Raw genomic sequence first — 16,246 nt, forward strand, 5'->3', positions numbered from 1 at the left:
CTGACATGGAGTGATGCTCAATGACGCAGATTTTCCCCGATAGCGCCGCGCTGGACACTCATGCCGCCAGCGAGCCCGAGTTTGCCCGCTGGCGCGCCGGTTATGGCGTGATCGTTCACGAGCCCGCCACTCAGGCGGCGGTTTACCGCATGGCTCACCAGTTGGTGCAGGCCGGCCTGCAGGCCGATCTGGCCAGCGCCTATCGATTGTTCACTGCTCTTGACCGCCTGAGCAGTGCCGCCCTGTGGCTGGTGGTGCACATGACCTATGCCCGGCGTGTGCGCTGCAACGGCGAGGCGCTCGTCGCCGACGACTTCAAGGCACAGCCTGAAGGCCATAACGGAGGGGCGCTGAACATGGTGCCGGCCTACGCCGGTTACCTGGGGCTCAATGCGCTGACCGGGCAGACCCGCGCCTGGCTGATGGGACAGGGCCACTGCGTGGCCGCCATCGAGAGTCTCAACCTGCTCACCGACAACCTGCACCCCGAGCAACAGCAGCGCTATGCCGATGGCGAGGCCGGCATGAGCCGTCTGGTCGCCGACTTCTACAGCTACGTGCAGGCTGCCGATGGCAGTGTGGCGGTGCCGTTGGGCAGTCACGTCAATCCACACACCGCCGGCGGTATTGCCGAGGGCGGCTATCTCGGCTTTGCCGAACTGATGTACACCCACATGCCGCTGCCCGGCGAGACGCTGGTGGCCTTCCTTTCCGACGGCGCCGCCGAGGAGCAGCGCGGCAGTGACTGGATGCCACGCTGGTGGCGTGCCGAGGACTGTGGCACGGCGCTGCCGGTGATGATCGCCAATGGCCGGCGCATCGAGCAGCGTACCGAACTGGGCACTGCGGTTGGTCTGGAGGGGTTCTGCGAGCACCTGCGCCGCTGCGGTTTCGACCCGATCCGTTTCGATGGCCGCGACCCGGCCGCCTTTGTCTGCACGTTGTGGGAGATGGAGCAGCGCCTGGCGCACCGCAAGCATGAACTGGCCAACGGCGTGATCGGTTATCCGTTGCCGCTGCCCTACGCCATTGCCCAGACGGAGAAGGGCTTCGGCTTCTATGGTGCAGCCAGCAACGCGGCGCACAACCTGCCGCTGCCGGGTAATCCGCAGTGTGATGAGCAGGCGCGCACGCTGTTCAACCAGCATGCCAGCAAACTCTGGGTGGCGTCGCAGGAGCTGGCCGACAGCGCTGCGCTGTTCGTCCACAGCCGTGCCGGGCGTACGGCCGAGCGGGACAACCCGCTGGCCACCCGGCGTCCGCCGCTGCCCCAGCTGCCGGCGCTGAACTACCGCAGCAGCGCGGCATCACCGATGTCGGCGCTGGATGACTTCTATCCGCAGCTGGTGGCGCTCAATCCGCACCTGCGTGCGCGGGTCGGCAACCCCGACGAGCTGGCCAGTAACAAGCTGGGCGGCGTGCTCAAGGCCCTGCGCCACCGTGTCAGCCAGCCGGAGGGGCCGCTGGAGGCGCTGGATGGTCAGGTCATCACGGCGCTCAACGAAGAGGCCGTGGTCTCGGCCTGTCTGGCCAATCAGGGCGGGCTCAATCTGGTGGCCAGCTACGAGGCGTTCTGTCCGAAGATGCTCGGCGCAGTGCGCCAGAGTCTGATCTTTGCCCGCCTGCAGAAAGAGGCTGGGCGCCCGGCCGGCTGGCTGGGCTGGCCGCTGGTGGCGACCTCGCACACCTGGGAGAACGGCAAGAACCAGCAGTCGCACCAGGACACCACATTCTGCGAAGCCCTACTGGGCGAGATGAACGACATGGTGCGGGTGCTCTTCCCGCTGGATTACAACAGCCTGCTGGCCCTGCTGCCCGGCATCTACCAGAGCCGCGGGCAGTTGGCCTGCGTGGTGGCGGCCAAGCGTGAGCGCCCCTGTCATCTGAGTCAGGCAGAGGCCGAGCAACTGGCCCGCGACGGCGCCATCGTCCTTGCCGAGCAGGCCGGTCGTGATGCGCTGCTGCTGATTGCCACCGGCAGTTATCAGTTGGCCGAGGTGCAGCGCGCCGCCGAGCGTCTGGCGGCGGCGGGCATTGGTTATCGTCTGGTCTACCTGCAGGAGCCGGGGCGCTTCCGTGCGCCCCGCGATGCCTGGGAGGCTGGTGCGGTGGCCGGCGAGGCGCTGCGCGAGGCGATCTTCCCGGCCGCCTACGGCAAGCGTCTGTGGCTGACCCACATGCGTCCGGAGGTGGCCCGTGGTCATCTCTGGCCGCTGTTCCCTCAGGCGGCACAGAGCGTCGTGCTGGGTTATCGCAACCGCGGCGGCACGCTCAACGAAGCCGGCATGCTGTTCGCCAATGGTTGCAGCTGGGCACATGTCCTTTCGTCATGTGCGGATTTGCTCGCCACGGATCATGTGACACTCTTGTCCAAAGACGAGGCTGCTGCGGTGGCCGGTCTGGGGGACCCAGGCATCCTGCGTTGAGGCAGGTGGGCCCCGCCAGAACAAGAACAACAAGATTCTGGAGAGTGCATATGCCCAAGCTGACGCTGGAGCTGGATGTCGATCTGTACCGCCTGCTGGTGCAGGCGGCACGCAGCAACGACATTTCGCTGGAGGACGAGTGTGTGCGTCGCCTCGAAGGCGGCGTGCGCCGTTCACGCTACGTCGAGGCGCTGCTCGCCGAGCTGCATGCCGATGCCGATATACCCCGGCAGCGAGACAAGGGCTGAGCCCTACGCGCTTAACGCCTGCAACATGGTTCAGGGTCAGCCTGTCGCAATGCGCGGCGGGTGCGCCAGCAGCAAAAAGCCCGGCACCTGGCCGGGCTTTTTGTCGGGTGTTGCTTTACTGCAGGCCGCAGTCGCTCTGGGTGAAGCGCTCGGTGGCCACGGGGCGATTGGTCTTGTATTCGCTGAAGCTGTAGGCCAGCACGGCGCCACTGGCCAGTAGCTGACGGTAGCCATTATTGCGGCAGACGCTGGCACCCAGCTGCTGGCGCATGCTGTCCGGGTTGCCGCGCATCTTGGCGGCATGTTCCGGGCGAACGCTGAGATGGTTGATCAACTGGTTGCCTTCCACGGTGTAGCCCTGATCGAGGATGTCCTCGTTGATGGCGCGCGGCGTGCCGATGCTGCTCTCGCGGGCGACCTTCTCGAGCATCTTGGTCAGTTCGTAATCCTTGAGGCTGGCCGCCTGCGCGGTGGCGGCCAATGCGCAGGCGGCCAGGGTGCAGGTGAGGTTAACGGCTGTCAGGCGCAACATGAGGTAAGGCTCCACTCGGGCGAAAATCCTTGGACCGGCCATCCGTGCCGGCAGTTCAGTGGCCATTCTACCCGTCGCCCCGCCCCTGGTCTGCTGGACGACCTGCGCCCGCAGGTCGCAGAGGGCCTGATAGACTGCGCGCCTTTTTTCTCCAGTGTTCTGCCCATGAGCGATAGCGCCAACTCCACTTTGCCCTCTCACCCGGTAGCACGCCTGCGTGCCGAACGCCTGGCACGGGCCAGCAAGCCCTTTCTGGCCCGCGGCGGGCGCGCCGAGCGCTGCGAGCAGTGCCGCATTGCTCCGGAATACTGCCTGTGCCACCTGCGCCCGCAGGTACCGGCGCGCTCGGCGGTCTGTCTGGTGATGCATGATCAGGAGTCGCTCAAGCCCAGCAATACCGGCTGGCTGATTGCCGATGTGGTGGCCGATACCTTCGCCTATGGCTGGTTGCGCACCGAGGTGGATGAGCGCCTGCTGGCCCTGCTCGATGACCCGCAGTATCAGCCTTATCTGGTCTTTCCCGGTGAGTTCGTCGAGCCGGAGCGGGTGACGCACGAGGTGCGGGAGCAGGAGGGCAAGCGGCCGCTGTTCATCCTGCTGGATGCCACCTGGCCGGAAGCGCGCAAGATGTTCCGCAAGAGTCCCTATCTCGACCGTTTCCCGGTGCTCAGTCTGTTGCCCGAGCAGCTGTCACGCTACCGCCTGCGCCGCTCCAAGCGTGATGACCATCTGTGTACCGCAGAGGTGGCGGCACTCTGTCTCGGCCTGGCCGGCGACGAGCAGGCCGCCGCGGCACTGGATGCCTATCTGGATGTATTTGCCGAACGCTATCTGGCGGCCAAGCGGCATATCGCCGTGGATGAGCAGAGCCCGGCGCACCAGGCCCTGCAACCCTTTCTGCGGCTGACCGATCCGGCTCAGTGAGCGGCGGCCGCCTTGCGCGGCCACAGCTGTGCCAGCAGCATGCCGGCGAACATCAGAGCGCAGCCGATATAGCCCTTGAGTGCCAGTTCCTCGCTGAGGAACACAGCGCCTGCTATGGCGGCGAAGACGGCCTCCAGCGACAGGATGATTGCCGCGTGGGAGGGGATGGCGTGCTGCTGGGCCACCACTTGCAGGGTGTAGCCGATGCCCACGGCGATCAGGCCGCCATACAGCAGCGCGGGCCCGGCCTGGAGTATGGCGTCGAAACGGATTTCCTCGAGCACGGCGGCGAGGATCAGGCTGACCACGGCGCAGGTGATGAACTGGATCACGGCCAGGCGGATGGCGTCATGCCGGCTGGCAAAGAAGCCCACCAGCAGTACATGCACACCCCAGACGAAGGCGCCGGCCAGCTGCAGCCAGTCCCCGGAGGCCACCTGGAAGTTGTCGCCAACGCTGAGCAGGAACATGCCCACCACTGCCAGCGAGGCGCCCAGCCAGGTGCCCATGCCGGTCTTGTGGCCCAGCGCCAGACCCAGCAGCGGCACGATGATCACGTACAGGCCGGTGATGAAACCGGAGTTGGTCACGCTGGTGAACAGCAGGCCGACCTGTTGCAGGTTGATGCCCAGAGTCAGCGCCAGACCCATGGCAATACCGCCAGCCAGCAGGCCGCGGTTGAAGGGCTCGTGCCTGGCCCCGGCCGGTTTCCAGAAGAACAGTGGCAGCAGCACCAGCGCGCCCATGGCGAAACGCAGGCCGGTGAACAGGAAGGGGCCGATGGCCTCCATACCGGCGCGCTGGGCGACGAAGGCGGCGCCCCAGATCATGGCGGTCAGGAGCATCAACAGGTCGGCGCGCAGGGCTTGGCGTGGCATGGTACGGCTCTAATCCAGCGAAAAGGGAGGCCGCAGACTGTGCCGCAATCGTCCGAACTTGACCAGTGGGTTAACTGAAAGCAGCGGAACTTGTCGTTTATCCGCACAAGGCTTTCGCCTGGCTGTCACTCCTGTGCAAAATGGCGCACCTGAAAACCACTGGCAGCTCAGTGCGTGGCGCGGCATGACCGGTCACGACGACAAAAACAAAAGGATTCGCCATGGCCAGCTACGAGATTCTCATCGCCGATGACCATCCGCTGTTTCGCAGCGCCCTGCAGCAGGCCCTGAGCCTGGGGCTGGGCCCGGACGTGCGGCTGGCCGAGGCCGACAGTATTGCCGCACTGGAAAGCCGTCTGGCGGAGAAGCAGGACTGGGACCTGGTGCTGCTCGACCTGAACATGCCCGGTGCCTACGGCTTCTCTGGTCTGGTGCTGCTGCGCGGGCAGTATCCGCAGATTCCGGTGGTGATGATTTCTGCCCAGGAAGAGCCGGCCGTGATCGGGCGTGCCCGTGAGTTCGGCGCCACCGGCTTCATTCCCAAGTCCAGCCCGCTGGAGACCATTCAGCAGGCTGTGCGTGCGGTGCTCGACGGCGATGCCTGGTGGCCGCCGCAGACTGCCGCCGCGGCCAAGGTGTCGGCCGAAGCCAAGGCCGCCAGTGCCGGGCTGGCCAGCCTGACGCCGCAGCAGTTCCGCGTGCTGACCATGGTCTGCGATGGCCTGCTGAACAAGCAGATTGCCTATGAGCTGAGCGTGTCCGAGGCGACCATCAAGGCTCACGTCACCGCCATCTTCCGCAAGCTCAACGTGCGCACCCGTACCCAGGCGGCGCTGTTGCTGCAGCAGCTGGAGAGCATTCCGCAAACGCCGTCAGAGCATGCCCCCGAGGCGCCTTGATGCTTTTTTGACAGGCCAGCCGTTAGGCTGGCCTTCTTATTTCAGCGAGTTCCCCGCATGTCGCCATTCAAAGGCCAGACCGGCCTCAAACGCATTCTCAACGCCACCGGCTATTCCTTCTCCGGCCTCAAGGCTGCTTTTAAGGGCGAGGCAGCGTTCCGTCAGCTGGTGCTGATCAACGTCATCCTGATTCCCATCAGCCTGTTCCTCGATGTCAGTCGTGGCGAGCGGGCGTTGCTGATTGCCGTCTGCCTGCTGGCGCTGATTGTCGAGCTGCTCAACTCGGCTGTGGAAGCGGCTATCGATCGCATCTCGCTGGACCTGCACCCGCTGTCGAAAAATGCCAAGGACATGGGCAGTGCCGCGCAGTTTGTGGCCCTCAGCCTGATCGGCGTGGTCTGGGCCAGCATCCTGCTGGGCTGAATCAGGCGATCGACGGCAGGTTGATCTGATCGCTGCGCGTCGCCCCGGCGGTAAAGCTGCGGCACAGTTCGAGAAATTCACGCATCGCCGCGGTCTGGTACTTCTGCTTGTGCCAGATGAACCAGAATTGCCGGGCCAGATCCAGCTGTGGCGTTTCCAGCGGGACCAGGCTGCCGCGGCGGAAGGCGTCGCGCAGGGCCAGGCGGGAAATGCAGCCGATGCCCAGCCCCGACTCGACGGCGCGCTTGATCGCTTCGGTGTGCTCCAGCTCCAGACGGATATTCAGCGGTGCCGGGTGATGGCGCATGGCCTGGTCGAAGGCCAGGCGCGTGCCGGAGCCGCGCTCGCGCAGAATCCACGCCTCGCGGCTCAGCTCTTCCAGGCTCACTTCGCGCCTGCCGGCCAGCGGGTGCTGCGGGGCGGCAAACACCACCAACTCGTCGGCCACCCAGGGCTGTACTTCCAGATCCGCATGCTGGCAGTCACCTTCGATCAGGCCCAGGTCCAGCTCATAGTTGGCCACCTGCTGCACCACGTGGGCGGTGTTGTGCACCTGCAGGCCGACCTTGCACTCGGGGTGGCGCTGCATGAAATGGCCGATCAGCAGGGTGGCCAGGTAGTTGCCCACCGTCAGGGTGGCGCCGACCTGCAGTGAGCCGAAGCCATGGCCACCGGACAACAGCTGTTCGATCTCGCGGGTCTGGTCGAGCAGGCCGACGGCGCGGGGCAGCAACTGCCGGCCGAGGGCATTGAGGGCCAGGCGCTTGCCCTGGCGATCAAACAGCTGGCAGTCGAACTGGCGCTCCAGTTCGGCCAGCGCGGTGCTGGTGGCCGATTGCGACAGGGCGAGGCTTTCCGCTGCGCGCGACACGCTGTCGTGGCGGGCAACTTCGGCGAACACCTGCAGTTGGCGCAGGGTGAGCTTCATGGCGGACTCCGGTGCGACCTTCGGTCACTGGTATGGGCGGTCAGAGTGATTAAGCTTATGCCGGCAAAGCGCTGCTTATCTGATATTGAGATAACAAATATCAGAATAATCAATTTCTCAGATGATAAGCCCCTGCGTAATCTATGGCTATCGCGCCCGGCCGGGCGTATCTGCATCTCTGGAGTGATTGATGAGCAACCTGAACGTCGAGCGTGTACTGAGCGTGCACCACTGGAACGACACCCTGTTCAGCTTCAAATGCACCCGCGACCCGGGTCTGCGCTTCGAGAACGGCCAGTTCGTCATGATCGGCCTGCAGCAGCCCAACGGCCGTCCGCTGATGCGCGCCTATTCCATCGCCAGCCCGAACTACGAGGAAAACCTCGAGTTCTTCAGCATCAAGGTGCCCGATGGTCCGCTGACCTCGCAGCTGCAGCACCTCAAGGAAGGCGACGAGATCATGATCAGCAAGAAGCCCACCGGCACTCTGGTGCTGGGCGACCTGCTGCCGGGCAAGCACCTCTACCTGCTCTCCACCGGCACTGGTCTGGCGCCCTTCATGAGCGTGATCCAGGACCCGGAAGTGTACGAGCGCTTCGAAAAGGTGATTCTGGTGCATGGCGTGCGTTACGTGAACGAAGTGGCCTACCACCAGTTCATCACCGAGCACCTGCCGAAGAACGAGTTCTTTGGTGATGCCGTGCGTGACAAGCTGATCTACTACCCGACCGTAACCCGCGAGCCGTTCGAGAATCAGGGTCGTCTGACCGACCTGATGCGCAGCGGTAAGCTGTTTGCCGACATCGGCCTGCCGCCGATCAACCCGCAGGACGACCGCGCCATGATCTGCGGCAGCCCGGCCATGCTGGATGAAACCAGCGAAGTGCTGGACAGCTTCGGTCTGAAGATCTCCCCGCGCATCGGCGAGCCGGGTGACTACCTGATCGAGCGCGCCTTCGTCGAGAAGTAATCAGGCGCATCAGGTGACAGCAAAAAGCCCGGCCTGACCGGGCTTTTTTGTGCCTGTAACGTCCCGAAAAAGCTTCAGGTCGGCGCCACTTCCAGCACGCAGATTTCCCCGGCAACCGGGTAATGCCAGCGTACTTGCACGTCCCAGAAACGCACGCCGTAGCGGCGCTCGGGCGTCGGCTGCTGGTAGGCCGGGCGCGGGTCCTGAGCCAGGCACTGCTCGATCAGCTCGACCAGCGGCTCACCCAGGCGCCGAGCATGGTCCTCGGCCTGCAGGCGGGCATCAGGGCTCCAGTGCACGGCGATGGCAGCGGGAGGCGCCTCGGCAATGGCATTGCGCGCGAGGGGCAGGCTGTCGGCATAGGGTACGTAGGGTTTGATATCCAGCACCGGGGTGCCGTCGAGCAGGTCGATGCCTGAGAGCAGTAGTCGCCCCGGCTCGATGCCTTCGAGTTTGACCACCGATTGGCCGATGCCGTTGGGCCTGTGGGTGGCCCGACTGGCGAACACGCCTATCGAGGCATTGCCGCCCAGCCGGGGCGGGCGCACCTTGAGCCGTGGCTTGTCCTCCAGCGCCTGATGGAAGAGAAACAGCAGCCAGACATGACTGACCTGTTCCAGCCCGGCCACGGCCGCCGGGTCGTTGAACGGTGGCAGCAGCTCCAGTACCCCGCGCGCCGCCGGTGCCAGCTGAGGCTGGCGCGGGATGGCGAACTTCTCCTTGAAGCAGGAGTGGATGATACCGACGGGGCTGACGCTGTACTGCATGGCGGAGGCTCATTGGGAAACCCCGCCATGCTAACCGATTGTGGCGATTGCCGGCGTTCAGGCCGGGCGTACGGCGAAGTGTTCGGTGAAGCGCAGGAGATAGCCATCCAGGTCATGGACAAAGATTTCCCGATGGCCGTGGAGCTGGTTGTCGACCCGGTACCAGGCTTCCTCCACGCCACGGGCCAGCGCAACTCCGGCGTTTTCCAGGCGACTCAGCATGGTCTGCAGATCGTCCACCTCTATCTGCAGGTGCAGTCCCTTGCCGCAGGGGCCAGGCTCGCCCCGGCGATTCAGCGCATCGGCCTCTTCTTGCAGCAGCATTATCTGCGCGCCATGCAGGTCGAAGTAGCCAAAGAACTCTTCTGGCCGCTCGAAGCACAGGGCAAAGCCCAGTATGCCGGTGTAGAAGTCTTTGGCCCTGGCGTAGCTGGCGACGGTCAGCTCCGGCACCAGCCGGTTCCATTCCTTGGGTTGCATGGCTCTTGTCCCTGATTGTTGATCCGCGTCGGCAGTCTAAGGAGCATCCTTCAACTGAGCCAGCGCCTGCTGCAGGTCGGCCATCAGGTCGCGCGGATCTTCCAGACCCACATGCAGACGCAGCAGGTGGCGGCCCTGCCAGCGTGATGCCGTGACGCTGCGCTGGGCGGCGGGGCTGACCGGGATAATCAGGCTTTCGAAGCCGCCCCAGCTGTAGCCTCGGCCAAAGAGGCGGCAGGCATCGACGACCCGGTACATAGCCGCTTCGCTGCAGCCTTCGGGGAGCAGTACGCCAAGCAGGCCACAGGCGCGCGAGGTGTCGTAGTCACGTTGCCACAGCTCGTGGCCGGGGCTGCAGGGCAGTGGCGGGTAGAGCACCTGCGCGACCTGCGGCTGGACGCTCAGCCACTGGGCAATCTGCAGGGCGCTTTGGGCATGCTGGCTGAGGCGTACGCCGAGGGAGCGCAGGCCGCGCAGGCCGAGGTAGGCATCATCGCTGCTCACCGCCAGACCGAGGCCGCGCCAGCAGCGCTCGATGGCCGGGCGCGTGCGCTCGTTGCAGAGAATGGCGCCGAGCATCACGTCGGAGTGGCCGACGATGTACTTGGTGGCGGCATGGATGGACACGTCGATGCCCAGCTCGAACGGCCGCCAGCCCAGCGGCGTGGCCCAGGTGTTGTCGGCCACCAGATAAAGACCATGGCGTCTGGCTACGGCGCTCAGGGCCGGAATGTCCTGAACCTCGAAGGTCAGCGAGCCGGGCGATTCGGCGAAGATCAGACGGGTATTGGGCTGCACCAGCGTCTCGATGGCGGTGCCGAGCAGCGGGTCGTAGAAGGTGGTGCTTATACCCAGTTGCGCCAGCAGACCGTGGCAGAAACTGCGGGTCGGCTCGTAGGCCGAGTCGGTCATCAGCAGATGATCGCCCGGGCGCAGCAGGGCCAGCAGGGTCGTGGTGATGGCCGACAGGCCGGAGGGCGTGAGGCGGCAGCCGGCCGCGCCCTCCAGGCTGCACAGGGCCTGTTCCAGTGCCAGACCCGGCGGGTTGCTGTGGCGGCCGTAGGAGTGGCGGCTGCCGTGGCTGGCCTGCATCTCGGCAACATTGGCAAACAGTAGGGTCGAGGCCCGCACCAGTGGCGGGTTGACCGGTGCGCCGGCGCTGGCGGCAGGTCGTCCTTCATGGGCAAGGAGGGTGTCGGGGTGCTGCTGATCAGTCATGGGCATGGTCACTGGCGGAGGCGGCCTGCTGGCGCTGTTGCAGGCTGCGCAGGCGGCGGATCAGGTAATCGAGGTGCAGGTGCAGGTCGTACAGCTCGCTGGAATAGGACAGCGGCACTTCGACCTTGGCCAACTGGTCTTCCAGTTGCTCCAGCTGGCTGAGTTCGGCATGCAGACTGGTCGGTGGCGTGCCGCTGTCGAGCTTCTGTTCGACCTCGCGCAGGTACTTGTACCAACGGTAGATGCGCGCCCGGATACGCCAGCGGTACAGCGGGCCGACGGCCTTGAACAGCGGGATGAGCAGCACCAGCAGAGGGATCAGCAGGATGATGTAGCGGTCGGCCAGCGAGGCGATGCGAAATGGCAGGTAGCGCTGCAGCAGCGGCAGGCCCTTGTCGTGGTAATAGCGAGCTTCGCCCAGCAGCGGCAGGGTGACCGGCTTGGCGCTGGGGAACTGGCCGGGCTTGTCCAGCAGGGTGCCCTGGGCCATGACCTGGCGGGCGGCATCGAGGATCAGTGCCGACAGTGCCGGGTGAAAGTCGTCGTTGACCAGCAGGGTCGCGCTGGGGGCGAGCAGGGTGAGGTCGCGTTCCGGGCTGTCGGTGGCCAGATTGAGCAGGCCTTCGCCGACCTCGACCTGACGCAGGTAGGGCAGACGAGCCTGGTAGGCCGCCGCACGGCCGAAGTGCACCAGGCTGATGTCCTCGGCTGCAGCCAGGCGCTGGATCAGCACATTCTCGGCCGGGCCGATGAAGAAGGCGGCGTCCAGTTCACCCTTGAGCAGTGCCTCCACCGCCGGGGTGCCGCCCACGGCCTGCCACTGGCTGGGGTAATCACCCGGTTCGATCTGGTTGGCCTGCAGGATGGCGCGGGTCAGCGCCTGGGTGGCGCTGCCGTCGGCGCCCAGGGCCAGGCGCAGCGTCTGCAGATCGGCCATGCGTTCGAGCTTGACCGCGCGGCGGTGGAACAGCCACAGCGGCTCCTGGTAGACCGCCCCCAGACTGTACAGGCGGGCCTGTTGCTCGGCCGGCAGGCTCTGCTCGATGCCGCTCTGCACCAGCGCCAGATTCACGCCACTGGTGTCATCCAGCAGGCGGTTGAGGTTGTCGAACGAGCCATCGCTGGTAACCAGCTGCAAGTCGAAGCCCTGTTTGGCCAGTTCGCGCTGCAGCTTCTCGCCGAAGGCGGCATAGCCGCCGCCGGCAAAACCGGTGGCCAGGGTGGCGTGCATGGGTGGTGGCGGGGCGACCAGCAGGAACACCGCGCCCACCAGCGCGACCAGCACGGGTACCAGCCAGAGGTTGGCGCGCAGCATGATGCCCAGGTCTTGCAGGAAGCGGCGCATGGAAGGCTCCGGTCGGGTGGTGGTGTTTGCAAGCATAGATGGCCGGCGCTTCAGATCGGTACTGCCGGCTTTTGGCGGATCAGCGCGATGAAGTACTGGGCGGCCAGACCCAGTGGTCGCCGGCGCGACCAGACCAGATCAACCCAGAGCGTGCCGCTGTTGCTGATGTTATCCAGGTGCAGTTGTATCAGCGTGCCGGCCTGCAGTTGCGGACGCACCAGTGACAGGGGCAGAAAGCCCCAGCCAAGGCCAGCCTGGATCAGGCTCAGGGCGGCTGTGTGGCTGTCGGTGCGCCAGTGCTGGTGGGCCTGCAGAAAACGCGGTGTACGTTCCTGGTTGTCGCGCCCGGCCACCAGAATCTGCCGGTGCTCGGCCAGTTCCTCCATGCGCAGCGGGCGGCCACTGGCCAGTGCCGGATGGGTCGGGGCAATCACCGTGATCAGGGTTTCGCGGGTCATTTCCTGGCAGCATTCGCGGCTGTCGAACTGGGTGCTTTCGAACACCAGTGCCAGCTGCACCCGCCCTTCATGCAACAGATTGATGGCATCGGCTTCGGGGGCGGCCAGCACTTCCACATCCAGGGCCGGATAACGCTCGGCCACACGGCTCAGCGGAATTGCCCAGGGGGACGCCAGCAGTTCGGGAGCAATGGCCAGGCTCAGGCGCGACTCCAGGCCCTGCGACAGCGCAAGGGCCTGGGTTTCCAGGGACTCGAACTGTTGCAGCAGAAAGCGCGCCTTGGTTTCCAGCGCTTGCGCCGCTGCCGTGGGCCGGGGTTCGCGCCCGCTGCGGTCGAACAGCAGCAGGTTCAGGTCGGCCTCCAGGTTGGCAATGCACATGCTCACCGCCGAGGGCACCCGCCCCAGGCTGCGCGCGGCCGCGGAAAACGAGCCCTTGTCGAGGACTGCAAGGAACACCTGCACCGCGTCTTTGTTCAGGCTCATCTGTCAGTAACTCTGAAAGGATCTGACTAAGTGTTTCAGTAATTTAGAAATAGAGTGTGCTCGGTAGCAAGTCCGAAGAGGCCATCACAATGCAGGGCAGGAAACGCAAGATCGTGCAGGCAATCAGCTATGAGCTGCTGGCGCTGGTATTTGTCGTGCCTGCGGCGGCCTGGGTCTTCGGCTCGGGGCTGGCGCTTTCGACGCTGGTTGCGGTGGCAGTGTCGCTCACGGCGGTGCTGTGGAACATGGTGTTCAACAGCCTGTTTGAGGCCTGGGAGGCCCGCCAGCGTCAGCCCCGGCGCACGCTGGGTCGGCGTGTTCTGCATGCGCTGGGGTTTGAGGTCGGCCTGCTGTTGTTCACCGTGCCGCTGATTGCCTATGGACTGGCGATCGACTGGTGGCAGGCGCTGCTGGCGGACTTCAGCCTGATGCTGTTCTTTCTGGTGTATGCCTTCGTTTTCCAGTGGGGCTTCGACCTGCTGTTCGGCCCGCCGGCTGCCACCCTCGGGGCTAAGACTCAGCTAGCCAGCCAGGCCTGACGCTCGGCCGGCTCATGGAAGGTCCAGGCGATGAAGCGGCTCTGCTTCTGGCCCTGGCTCATTTCGCCGATCTGCTGCTCGACCGCGCCGACACTGCGCAGCGCGGCCTGTACCGGCGCCAGGTTGCCGGCCTTGGAAATCAGGCAGCTGAACCACAGCACCTGACCGGCCACCGCGCGACTCTCGCGCACCATGCGCTGGACGAAGGCCAGCTCGCCGCCCGGGCACCACAGCTCGTTGCTCTGCCCGCCGAAATTCAGCGTCGGCAGCTTGCGGCTGGGGTCCAGCTTGCCGAGGTTCTTCCATTTGCGCCGGCTGCCGCTGGCGGCTTCCTGCGCGGAGCTGTGAAAGGGCGGATTGCACAGGGTCAGGGTAAAGCGCTCCCCGGTCTGCAGCAGGCCGGCGAAGATCTGCTCGGGGTTGGTCTGCTGGCGCAGCTCGATGCGCGCCTGCAGACCGTTGGCGCGGACGATTTCGCGTGCCGAAGCCAGCGCCTGCGGGTCGATGTCGGCGCCGAGGAACTGCCAGCCATAGTCGGCCTGGCCCAGCAGCGGGTAGATGCAGTTGGCGCCGGTGCCGATATCCAGCGCGCGCACCGCCGCGCCGCGGGGAATGACACCTGCGTTGTCGGCGGCCAGCAGGTCGGCCAGGCCGTGCAGGTAGTCGGCGCGCCCCGGCACCGGCGGGCACAGGTAGCCCGCGGGGATGTCCCAGTGGCGGATGCCGTAGAGCTGCGCCAGCAGGGCGCGGTTGAACACCCGCACAGCGTCCGGGTTGGCAAAGTCGATGCTCTGTTTGCCATAGGGGTTGAGGATGACGAATTCGGCCAGCGCCGGGCAGGCCTTGATCAGCGCCGGAAAGTCATAGCGCCCCTGATGCCGGTTGCGCGGGTGCAGCTGACCCTTGGCCTGAGGCGGGGTTGCAGCGTGGCTCTTGGGTTTGCGCGGCGCCGCGGATGCGGGGCGTTGGGGCGGTCTGGACATCGGGGCACAGCCTGGCAGGTGACGGGGCGCATTGTCCCACAGTCACCGGCGGGCGTCAGGGCTGGCTCAGTAACCCAGAGCCTGCCGCAGGCGCGGCAGGTTGGCAGCGATCCAGGCTTTGTCGATGGGGCCCCAGCTGCGGATTTCGTAGTGGCCGGCGTTATTGCGCTCGCCTTCGGTCTGGGCGAACTGGCAGTCGATATCCAGCTCCTCCAGCGCGGCGAGGGTGTCCTGGGCGGTGCGTCGTGGCATGCCGGTGATGGCCATCAGGGCCGGCACGCTGGTGGCCTGGCCGCTGTCGATCAGCCAGGCCACATAGAGGCGGCGGTAGAAGCTGGAGCGGGTTTTGCTGATCTCCATGGGCGACTCCTTACAGCTGGGCCAGGGCGATATAGGTGGCGGCGCCGGCCAGATAGCCGAGCAGGGCCAGCAGGCTGATCTTCTTTAGGTACCAGAGGAAGTCGATCTTCTCCATACCCATGGCCGCCACCCCGGCGGCCGAGCCGATGATCAGGCAGCTGCCGCCCGTGCCGGCGCAGAAGGCCAGCAGCTCCCAGAACACGCCATCGGCGACGAAGTGGCTCAGCCAGCCGGCCTGATCGCCGGCGCCGGCCAGCGCCTCGGGAGTGACCAGCGGGTACATCTTCATGGCGCCGGCTACCAGCGGAACGTTGTCCACCACCGAGGACAACAGGCCGATGGCGATATTGATGGTGTACACGTTGCCGAGGCTTTCCTTGAGCGCGCTGGCGACCTGAGTCAGGTGGCCGGCAGTGGCCAGGCTGGAGACGGCCAGCAGGATGCCGAGGAAGAACAGCACGCTGGGGGTGTCGATCCTGCGCAGCACGCCCACCACCGAGAGCGGGTGTTTGTCTTCCTCGTTCTTGCTGCGGTGCAGCCACTCGGTGACCACCCAGAGCACGCCCAGACCGAAGAGAATGCCCATGTACGGCGGCAGGTGGGTGATGCTCTTGAACACCGGGACGAACAGCAGCGCACCGAGGCCCAGAGCGAACACCAGGTTGCGTTCAAAGGGCGTGGTCGGGTCGCGGCGTTCGGCCTCGCTCTGCAGCTCCTCGGGGCGCTCGAACTCGCCGCGCATGGTCAGGCTCAGCGCCAGCAGCGGTACCAGCAGACAGACCAGGCTGGGTAGGAACAGCGCGCCGATGATGCCGGTGGCGCTGATCTGGTGGCCGATCCACAGCATGGTGGTGGTCACGTCGCCGATGGGGGACCAGGCGCCGCCGGCGTTGGCGGCGATCACCACCATGCCGGCATAGAACCAGCGCTCGCGCTGGTTGCCGATCAGCTTGCGCAGCAGCGAGATCATCACGATGGTGGTGGTCAGGTTATCCAGCACCGCAGACAGGAAGAAGGTGATGAAGCCGATCAGCCACAGCAGGGTGACCCGCTTGTGGGTGCGGATGCGGTCGGTGATCACCTTGAAGCCTTCGTGGGCGTCGACCAGCTCGACGATGGTCATGGCGCCCAGCAGGAAGAACAGAATCTCGGCGATTTCACCCAGATGATGGCGCAGCTCCCCGGCAGGGCCGTGTTCGCTCTGGGCCAGGGCAGGCAGCAGGGTGTCGGCGCCCAGAGCCAGCACCGTCCAGCACAGCACGGCGGTGAGCAGGGCCGAGGCGGCCTTGTCGATCTTCAGTGGGTGTTCGAAGGCGATGCACAGATAGCCGGCGACGAACAACAGGGCCATGAGGACATACATGGGGGCATCCTTTCGCGTT

The 16,246-nt window shown here is 65.5% G+C and carries 18 protein-coding genes; 7 read left to right on the forward strand and 11 right to left on the reverse strand.

Annotated elements, in window-relative coordinates; all coding sequences use genetic code 11:
* Positions 1-20 precede the first annotated feature (20 nt).
* The gene (locus tag CK486_RS12360) at positions 21-2,426 is read left to right on the forward strand and encodes a xylulose 5-phosphate 3-epimerase (protein ID WP_095940603.1); all 2,406 of its coding nucleotides are present in this window, start codon (positions 21-23) and stop codon (positions 2,424-2,426) included.
* Between the two features lie 50 nt (positions 2,427-2,476).
* Positions 2,477-2,674, forward strand: coding sequence for a hypothetical protein (locus CK486_RS12365; RefSeq protein ID WP_095940604.1), 198 nt, complete (start codon positions 2,477-2,479; stop codon positions 2,672-2,674).
* 115 nt (positions 2,675-2,789) lie between these two features.
* Here CK486_RS12365 and CK486_RS12370 read toward each other — a convergent pair whose 3' ends face one another.
* Positions 2,790-3,206 carry a quorum-sensing-regulated virulence factor family protein gene (locus CK486_RS12370; RefSeq protein ID WP_095940605.1) on the reverse strand — a complete coding sequence of 139 codons (417 nt, stop codon included), beginning with the start codon at positions 3,204-3,206 and terminating at the stop codon, positions 2,790-2,792.
* A 165-nt stretch (positions 3,207-3,371) separates the two neighbouring features.
* Between CK486_RS12370 and CK486_RS12375 the strand changes: the two genes are divergently transcribed.
* On the forward strand, positions 3,372-4,130 hold the full coding sequence (locus CK486_RS12375) for a tRNA-uridine aminocarboxypropyltransferase (protein WP_095940606.1): 759 nt from the start codon (positions 3,372-3,374) through the stop codon (positions 4,128-4,130).
* Here CK486_RS12375 and CK486_RS12380 read toward each other — a convergent pair.
* Positions 4,124-5,008, reverse strand: coding sequence for a DMT family transporter (locus tag CK486_RS12380; RefSeq protein WP_095940607.1), 885 nt, complete (start codon positions 5,006-5,008; stop codon positions 4,124-4,126). The genes CK486_RS12375 and CK486_RS12380 overlap by 7 nt on opposite strands.
* A gap of 221 nt (positions 5,009-5,229) precedes the next feature.
* On the opposite strand from CK486_RS12380, the gene erdR reads away from it, so the two are divergent.
* Positions 5,230-5,907: a response regulator transcription factor ErdR gene (gene erdR / locus CK486_RS12385; RefSeq protein ID WP_095940608.1), complete on the forward strand. Its 678-nt coding sequence runs from the start codon at positions 5,230-5,232 to the stop codon at positions 5,905-5,907.
* A gap of 57 nt (positions 5,908-5,964) precedes the next feature.
* Positions 5,965-6,330, forward strand: coding sequence for a diacylglycerol kinase (locus CK486_RS12390; RefSeq protein WP_095940609.1), 366 nt, complete (start codon positions 5,965-5,967; stop codon positions 6,328-6,330).
* Position 6,331: 1 nt separating this feature from the next.
* Here CK486_RS12390 and CK486_RS12395 read toward each other — a convergent pair whose 3' ends face one another.
* Positions 6,332-7,258, reverse strand: coding sequence for a LysR family transcriptional regulator (locus CK486_RS12395; RefSeq protein WP_095940610.1), 927 nt, complete (start codon positions 7,256-7,258; stop codon positions 6,332-6,334).
* Positions 7,259-7,448: 190 nt separating this feature from the next.
* On the opposite strand from CK486_RS12395, the gene fpr reads away from it, so the two are divergent.
* Positions 7,449-8,228, forward strand: a complete 780-nt coding sequence (gene fpr / locus CK486_RS12400) for a ferredoxin-NADP reductase (RefSeq protein ID WP_095940611.1) — start codon at positions 7,449-7,451, stop codon at positions 8,226-8,228.
* A 74-nt stretch (positions 8,229-8,302) separates the two neighbouring features.
* On the opposite strand, the gene tsaA is transcribed toward fpr, so the two are convergent.
* Genes tsaA through CK486_RS12425 form a run of 5 tightly spaced genes read right to left on the reverse strand, consistent with a single transcriptional unit; the run spans position 8,303 to position 12,982 of the window.
* Positions 8,303-8,995: a tRNA (N6-threonylcarbamoyladenosine(37)-N6)-methyltransferase TrmO gene (tsaA, locus tag CK486_RS12405; protein ID WP_095940612.1), complete on the reverse strand. Its 693-nt coding sequence runs from the start codon at positions 8,993-8,995 to the stop codon at positions 8,303-8,305.
* 57 nt (positions 8,996-9,052) lie between these two features.
* Positions 9,053-9,475, reverse strand: a complete 423-nt coding sequence (locus CK486_RS12410) for a VOC family protein (RefSeq protein WP_095940613.1) — start codon at positions 9,473-9,475, stop codon at positions 9,053-9,055.
* 36 nt (positions 9,476-9,511) lie between these two features.
* Complete coding sequence (gene metC / locus CK486_RS12415; RefSeq protein ID WP_095940614.1) at positions 9,512-10,693, reverse strand: cystathionine beta-lyase; 1,182 nt, start codon at positions 10,691-10,693, stop codon at positions 9,512-9,514.
* Positions 10,686-12,038, reverse strand: coding sequence for a TAXI family TRAP transporter solute-binding subunit (locus CK486_RS12420; protein ID WP_095940615.1), 1,353 nt, complete (start codon positions 12,036-12,038; stop codon positions 10,686-10,688). The genes metC and CK486_RS12420 overlap by 8 nt, the downstream gene beginning before the upstream one ends.
* Positions 12,039-12,088: 50 nt before the next feature.
* The gene (locus CK486_RS12425; RefSeq protein WP_095940616.1) at positions 12,089-12,982 is read right to left on the reverse strand and encodes a LysR family transcriptional regulator; all 894 of its coding nucleotides are present in this window, start codon (positions 12,980-12,982) and stop codon (positions 12,089-12,091) included.
* An 89-nt stretch (positions 12,983-13,071) separates the two neighbouring features.
* Between CK486_RS12425 and CK486_RS12430 the strand changes: the two genes are divergently transcribed.
* Positions 13,072-13,521: a PACE efflux transporter gene (locus tag CK486_RS12430; protein ID WP_095940617.1), complete on the forward strand. Its 450-nt coding sequence runs from the start codon at positions 13,072-13,074 to the stop codon at positions 13,519-13,521.
* Here the strand turns inward: CK486_RS12430 and rlmF are convergent.
* The 3 genes from rlmF to nhaD form a co-directional block, all read right to left on the reverse strand.
* Complete coding sequence (rlmF, locus tag CK486_RS12435) at positions 13,500-14,504, reverse strand: 23S rRNA (adenine(1618)-N(6))-methyltransferase RlmF (protein ID WP_095940618.1); 1,005 nt, start codon at positions 14,502-14,504, stop codon at positions 13,500-13,502. The two genes, CK486_RS12430 and rlmF, sit on opposite strands and share 22 nt — an antisense overlap.
* A 66-nt stretch (positions 14,505-14,570) precedes the next feature.
* Entirely contained in the window at positions 14,571-14,864 is a 294-nt protein-coding gene (locus CK486_RS12440; protein ID WP_095940619.1) for a helix-turn-helix domain-containing protein, read from the reverse strand.
* Positions 14,865-14,874: 10 nt separating this feature from the next.
* Positions 14,875-16,227 carry a sodium:proton antiporter NhaD gene (gene nhaD, locus CK486_RS12445; RefSeq protein ID WP_095940620.1) on the reverse strand — a complete coding sequence of 451 codons (1,353 nt, stop codon included), beginning with the start codon at positions 16,225-16,227 and terminating at the stop codon, positions 14,875-14,877.
* Between the last annotated feature and the right edge of the window lie 19 nt (positions 16,228-16,246).

This window comes from Pseudomonas sp. HAR-UPW-AIA-41 (genome assembly GCF_002304225.1).
Taxonomy (GTDB): Bacteria; Pseudomonadota; Gammaproteobacteria; order Pseudomonadales; family Pseudomonadaceae; genus Aquipseudomonas.

Bases quoted from the DNA above. Each gene is read 5' to 3' on its own strand.
- CK486_RS12390 (WP_095940609.1), top strand. From the start codon at position 5,965: ATGTCGCCATTCAAAGGCCAGACCGGCCTCAAACGCATTCTCAACGCC.
- fpr (WP_095940611.1), top strand. From the start codon at position 7,449: ATGAGCAACCTGAACGTCGAGCGTGTACTGAGCGTGCACCACTGGAAC.
- CK486_RS12370 (WP_095940605.1), bottom strand. From the start codon at position 3,206: ATGTTGCGCCTGACAGCCGTTAACCTCACCTGCACCCTGGCCGCCTGC.
- CK486_RS12395 (WP_095940610.1), bottom strand. From the start codon at position 7,258: ATGAAGCTCACCCTGCGCCAACTGCAGGTGTTCGCCGAAGTTGCCCGC.
- CK486_RS12440 (WP_095940619.1), bottom strand. From the start codon at position 14,864: ATGGAGATCAGCAAAACCCGCTCCAGCTTCTACCGCCGCCTCTATGTG.
- tsaA (WP_095940612.1), bottom strand. From the start codon at position 8,995: ATGCAGTACAGCGTCAGCCCCGTCGGTATCATCCACTCCTGCTTCAAG.
- CK486_RS12410 (WP_095940613.1), bottom strand. From the start codon at position 9,475: ATGCAACCCAAGGAATGGAACCGGCTGGTGCCGGAGCTGACCGTCGCC.
- CK486_RS12425 (WP_095940616.1), bottom strand. From the start codon at position 12,982: ATGAGCCTGAACAAAGACGCGGTGCAGGTGTTCCTTGCAGTCCTCGAC.
- erdR (WP_095940608.1), top strand. From the start codon at position 5,230: ATGGCCAGCTACGAGATTCTCATCGCCGATGACCATCCGCTGTTTCGC.
- metC (WP_095940614.1), bottom strand. From the start codon at position 10,693: ATGACTGATCAGCAGCACCCCGACACCCTCCTTGCCCATGAAGGACGA.
- CK486_RS12430 (WP_095940617.1), top strand. From the start codon at position 13,072: ATGCAGGGCAGGAAACGCAAGATCGTGCAGGCAATCAGCTATGAGCTG.
- nhaD (WP_095940620.1), bottom strand. From the start codon at position 16,227: ATGTATGTCCTCATGGCCCTGTTGTTCGTCGCCGGCTATCTGTGCATC.
- CK486_RS12365 (WP_095940604.1), top strand. From the start codon at position 2,477: ATGCCCAAGCTGACGCTGGAGCTGGATGTCGATCTGTACCGCCTGCTG.
- CK486_RS12420 (WP_095940615.1), bottom strand. From the start codon at position 12,038: ATGCGCCGCTTCCTGCAAGACCTGGGCATCATGCTGCGCGCCAACCTC.
- CK486_RS12380 (WP_095940607.1), bottom strand. From the start codon at position 5,008: ATGCCACGCCAAGCCCTGCGCGCCGACCTGTTGATGCTCCTGACCGCC.
- CK486_RS12360 (WP_095940603.1), top strand. From the start codon at position 21: ATGACGCAGATTTTCCCCGATAGCGCCGCGCTGGACACTCATGCCGCC.
- CK486_RS12375 (WP_095940606.1), top strand. From the start codon at position 3,372: ATGAGCGATAGCGCCAACTCCACTTTGCCCTCTCACCCGGTAGCACGC.
- rlmF (WP_095940618.1), bottom strand. From the start codon at position 14,504: ATGTCCAGACCGCCCCAACGCCCCGCATCCGCGGCGCCGCGCAAACCC.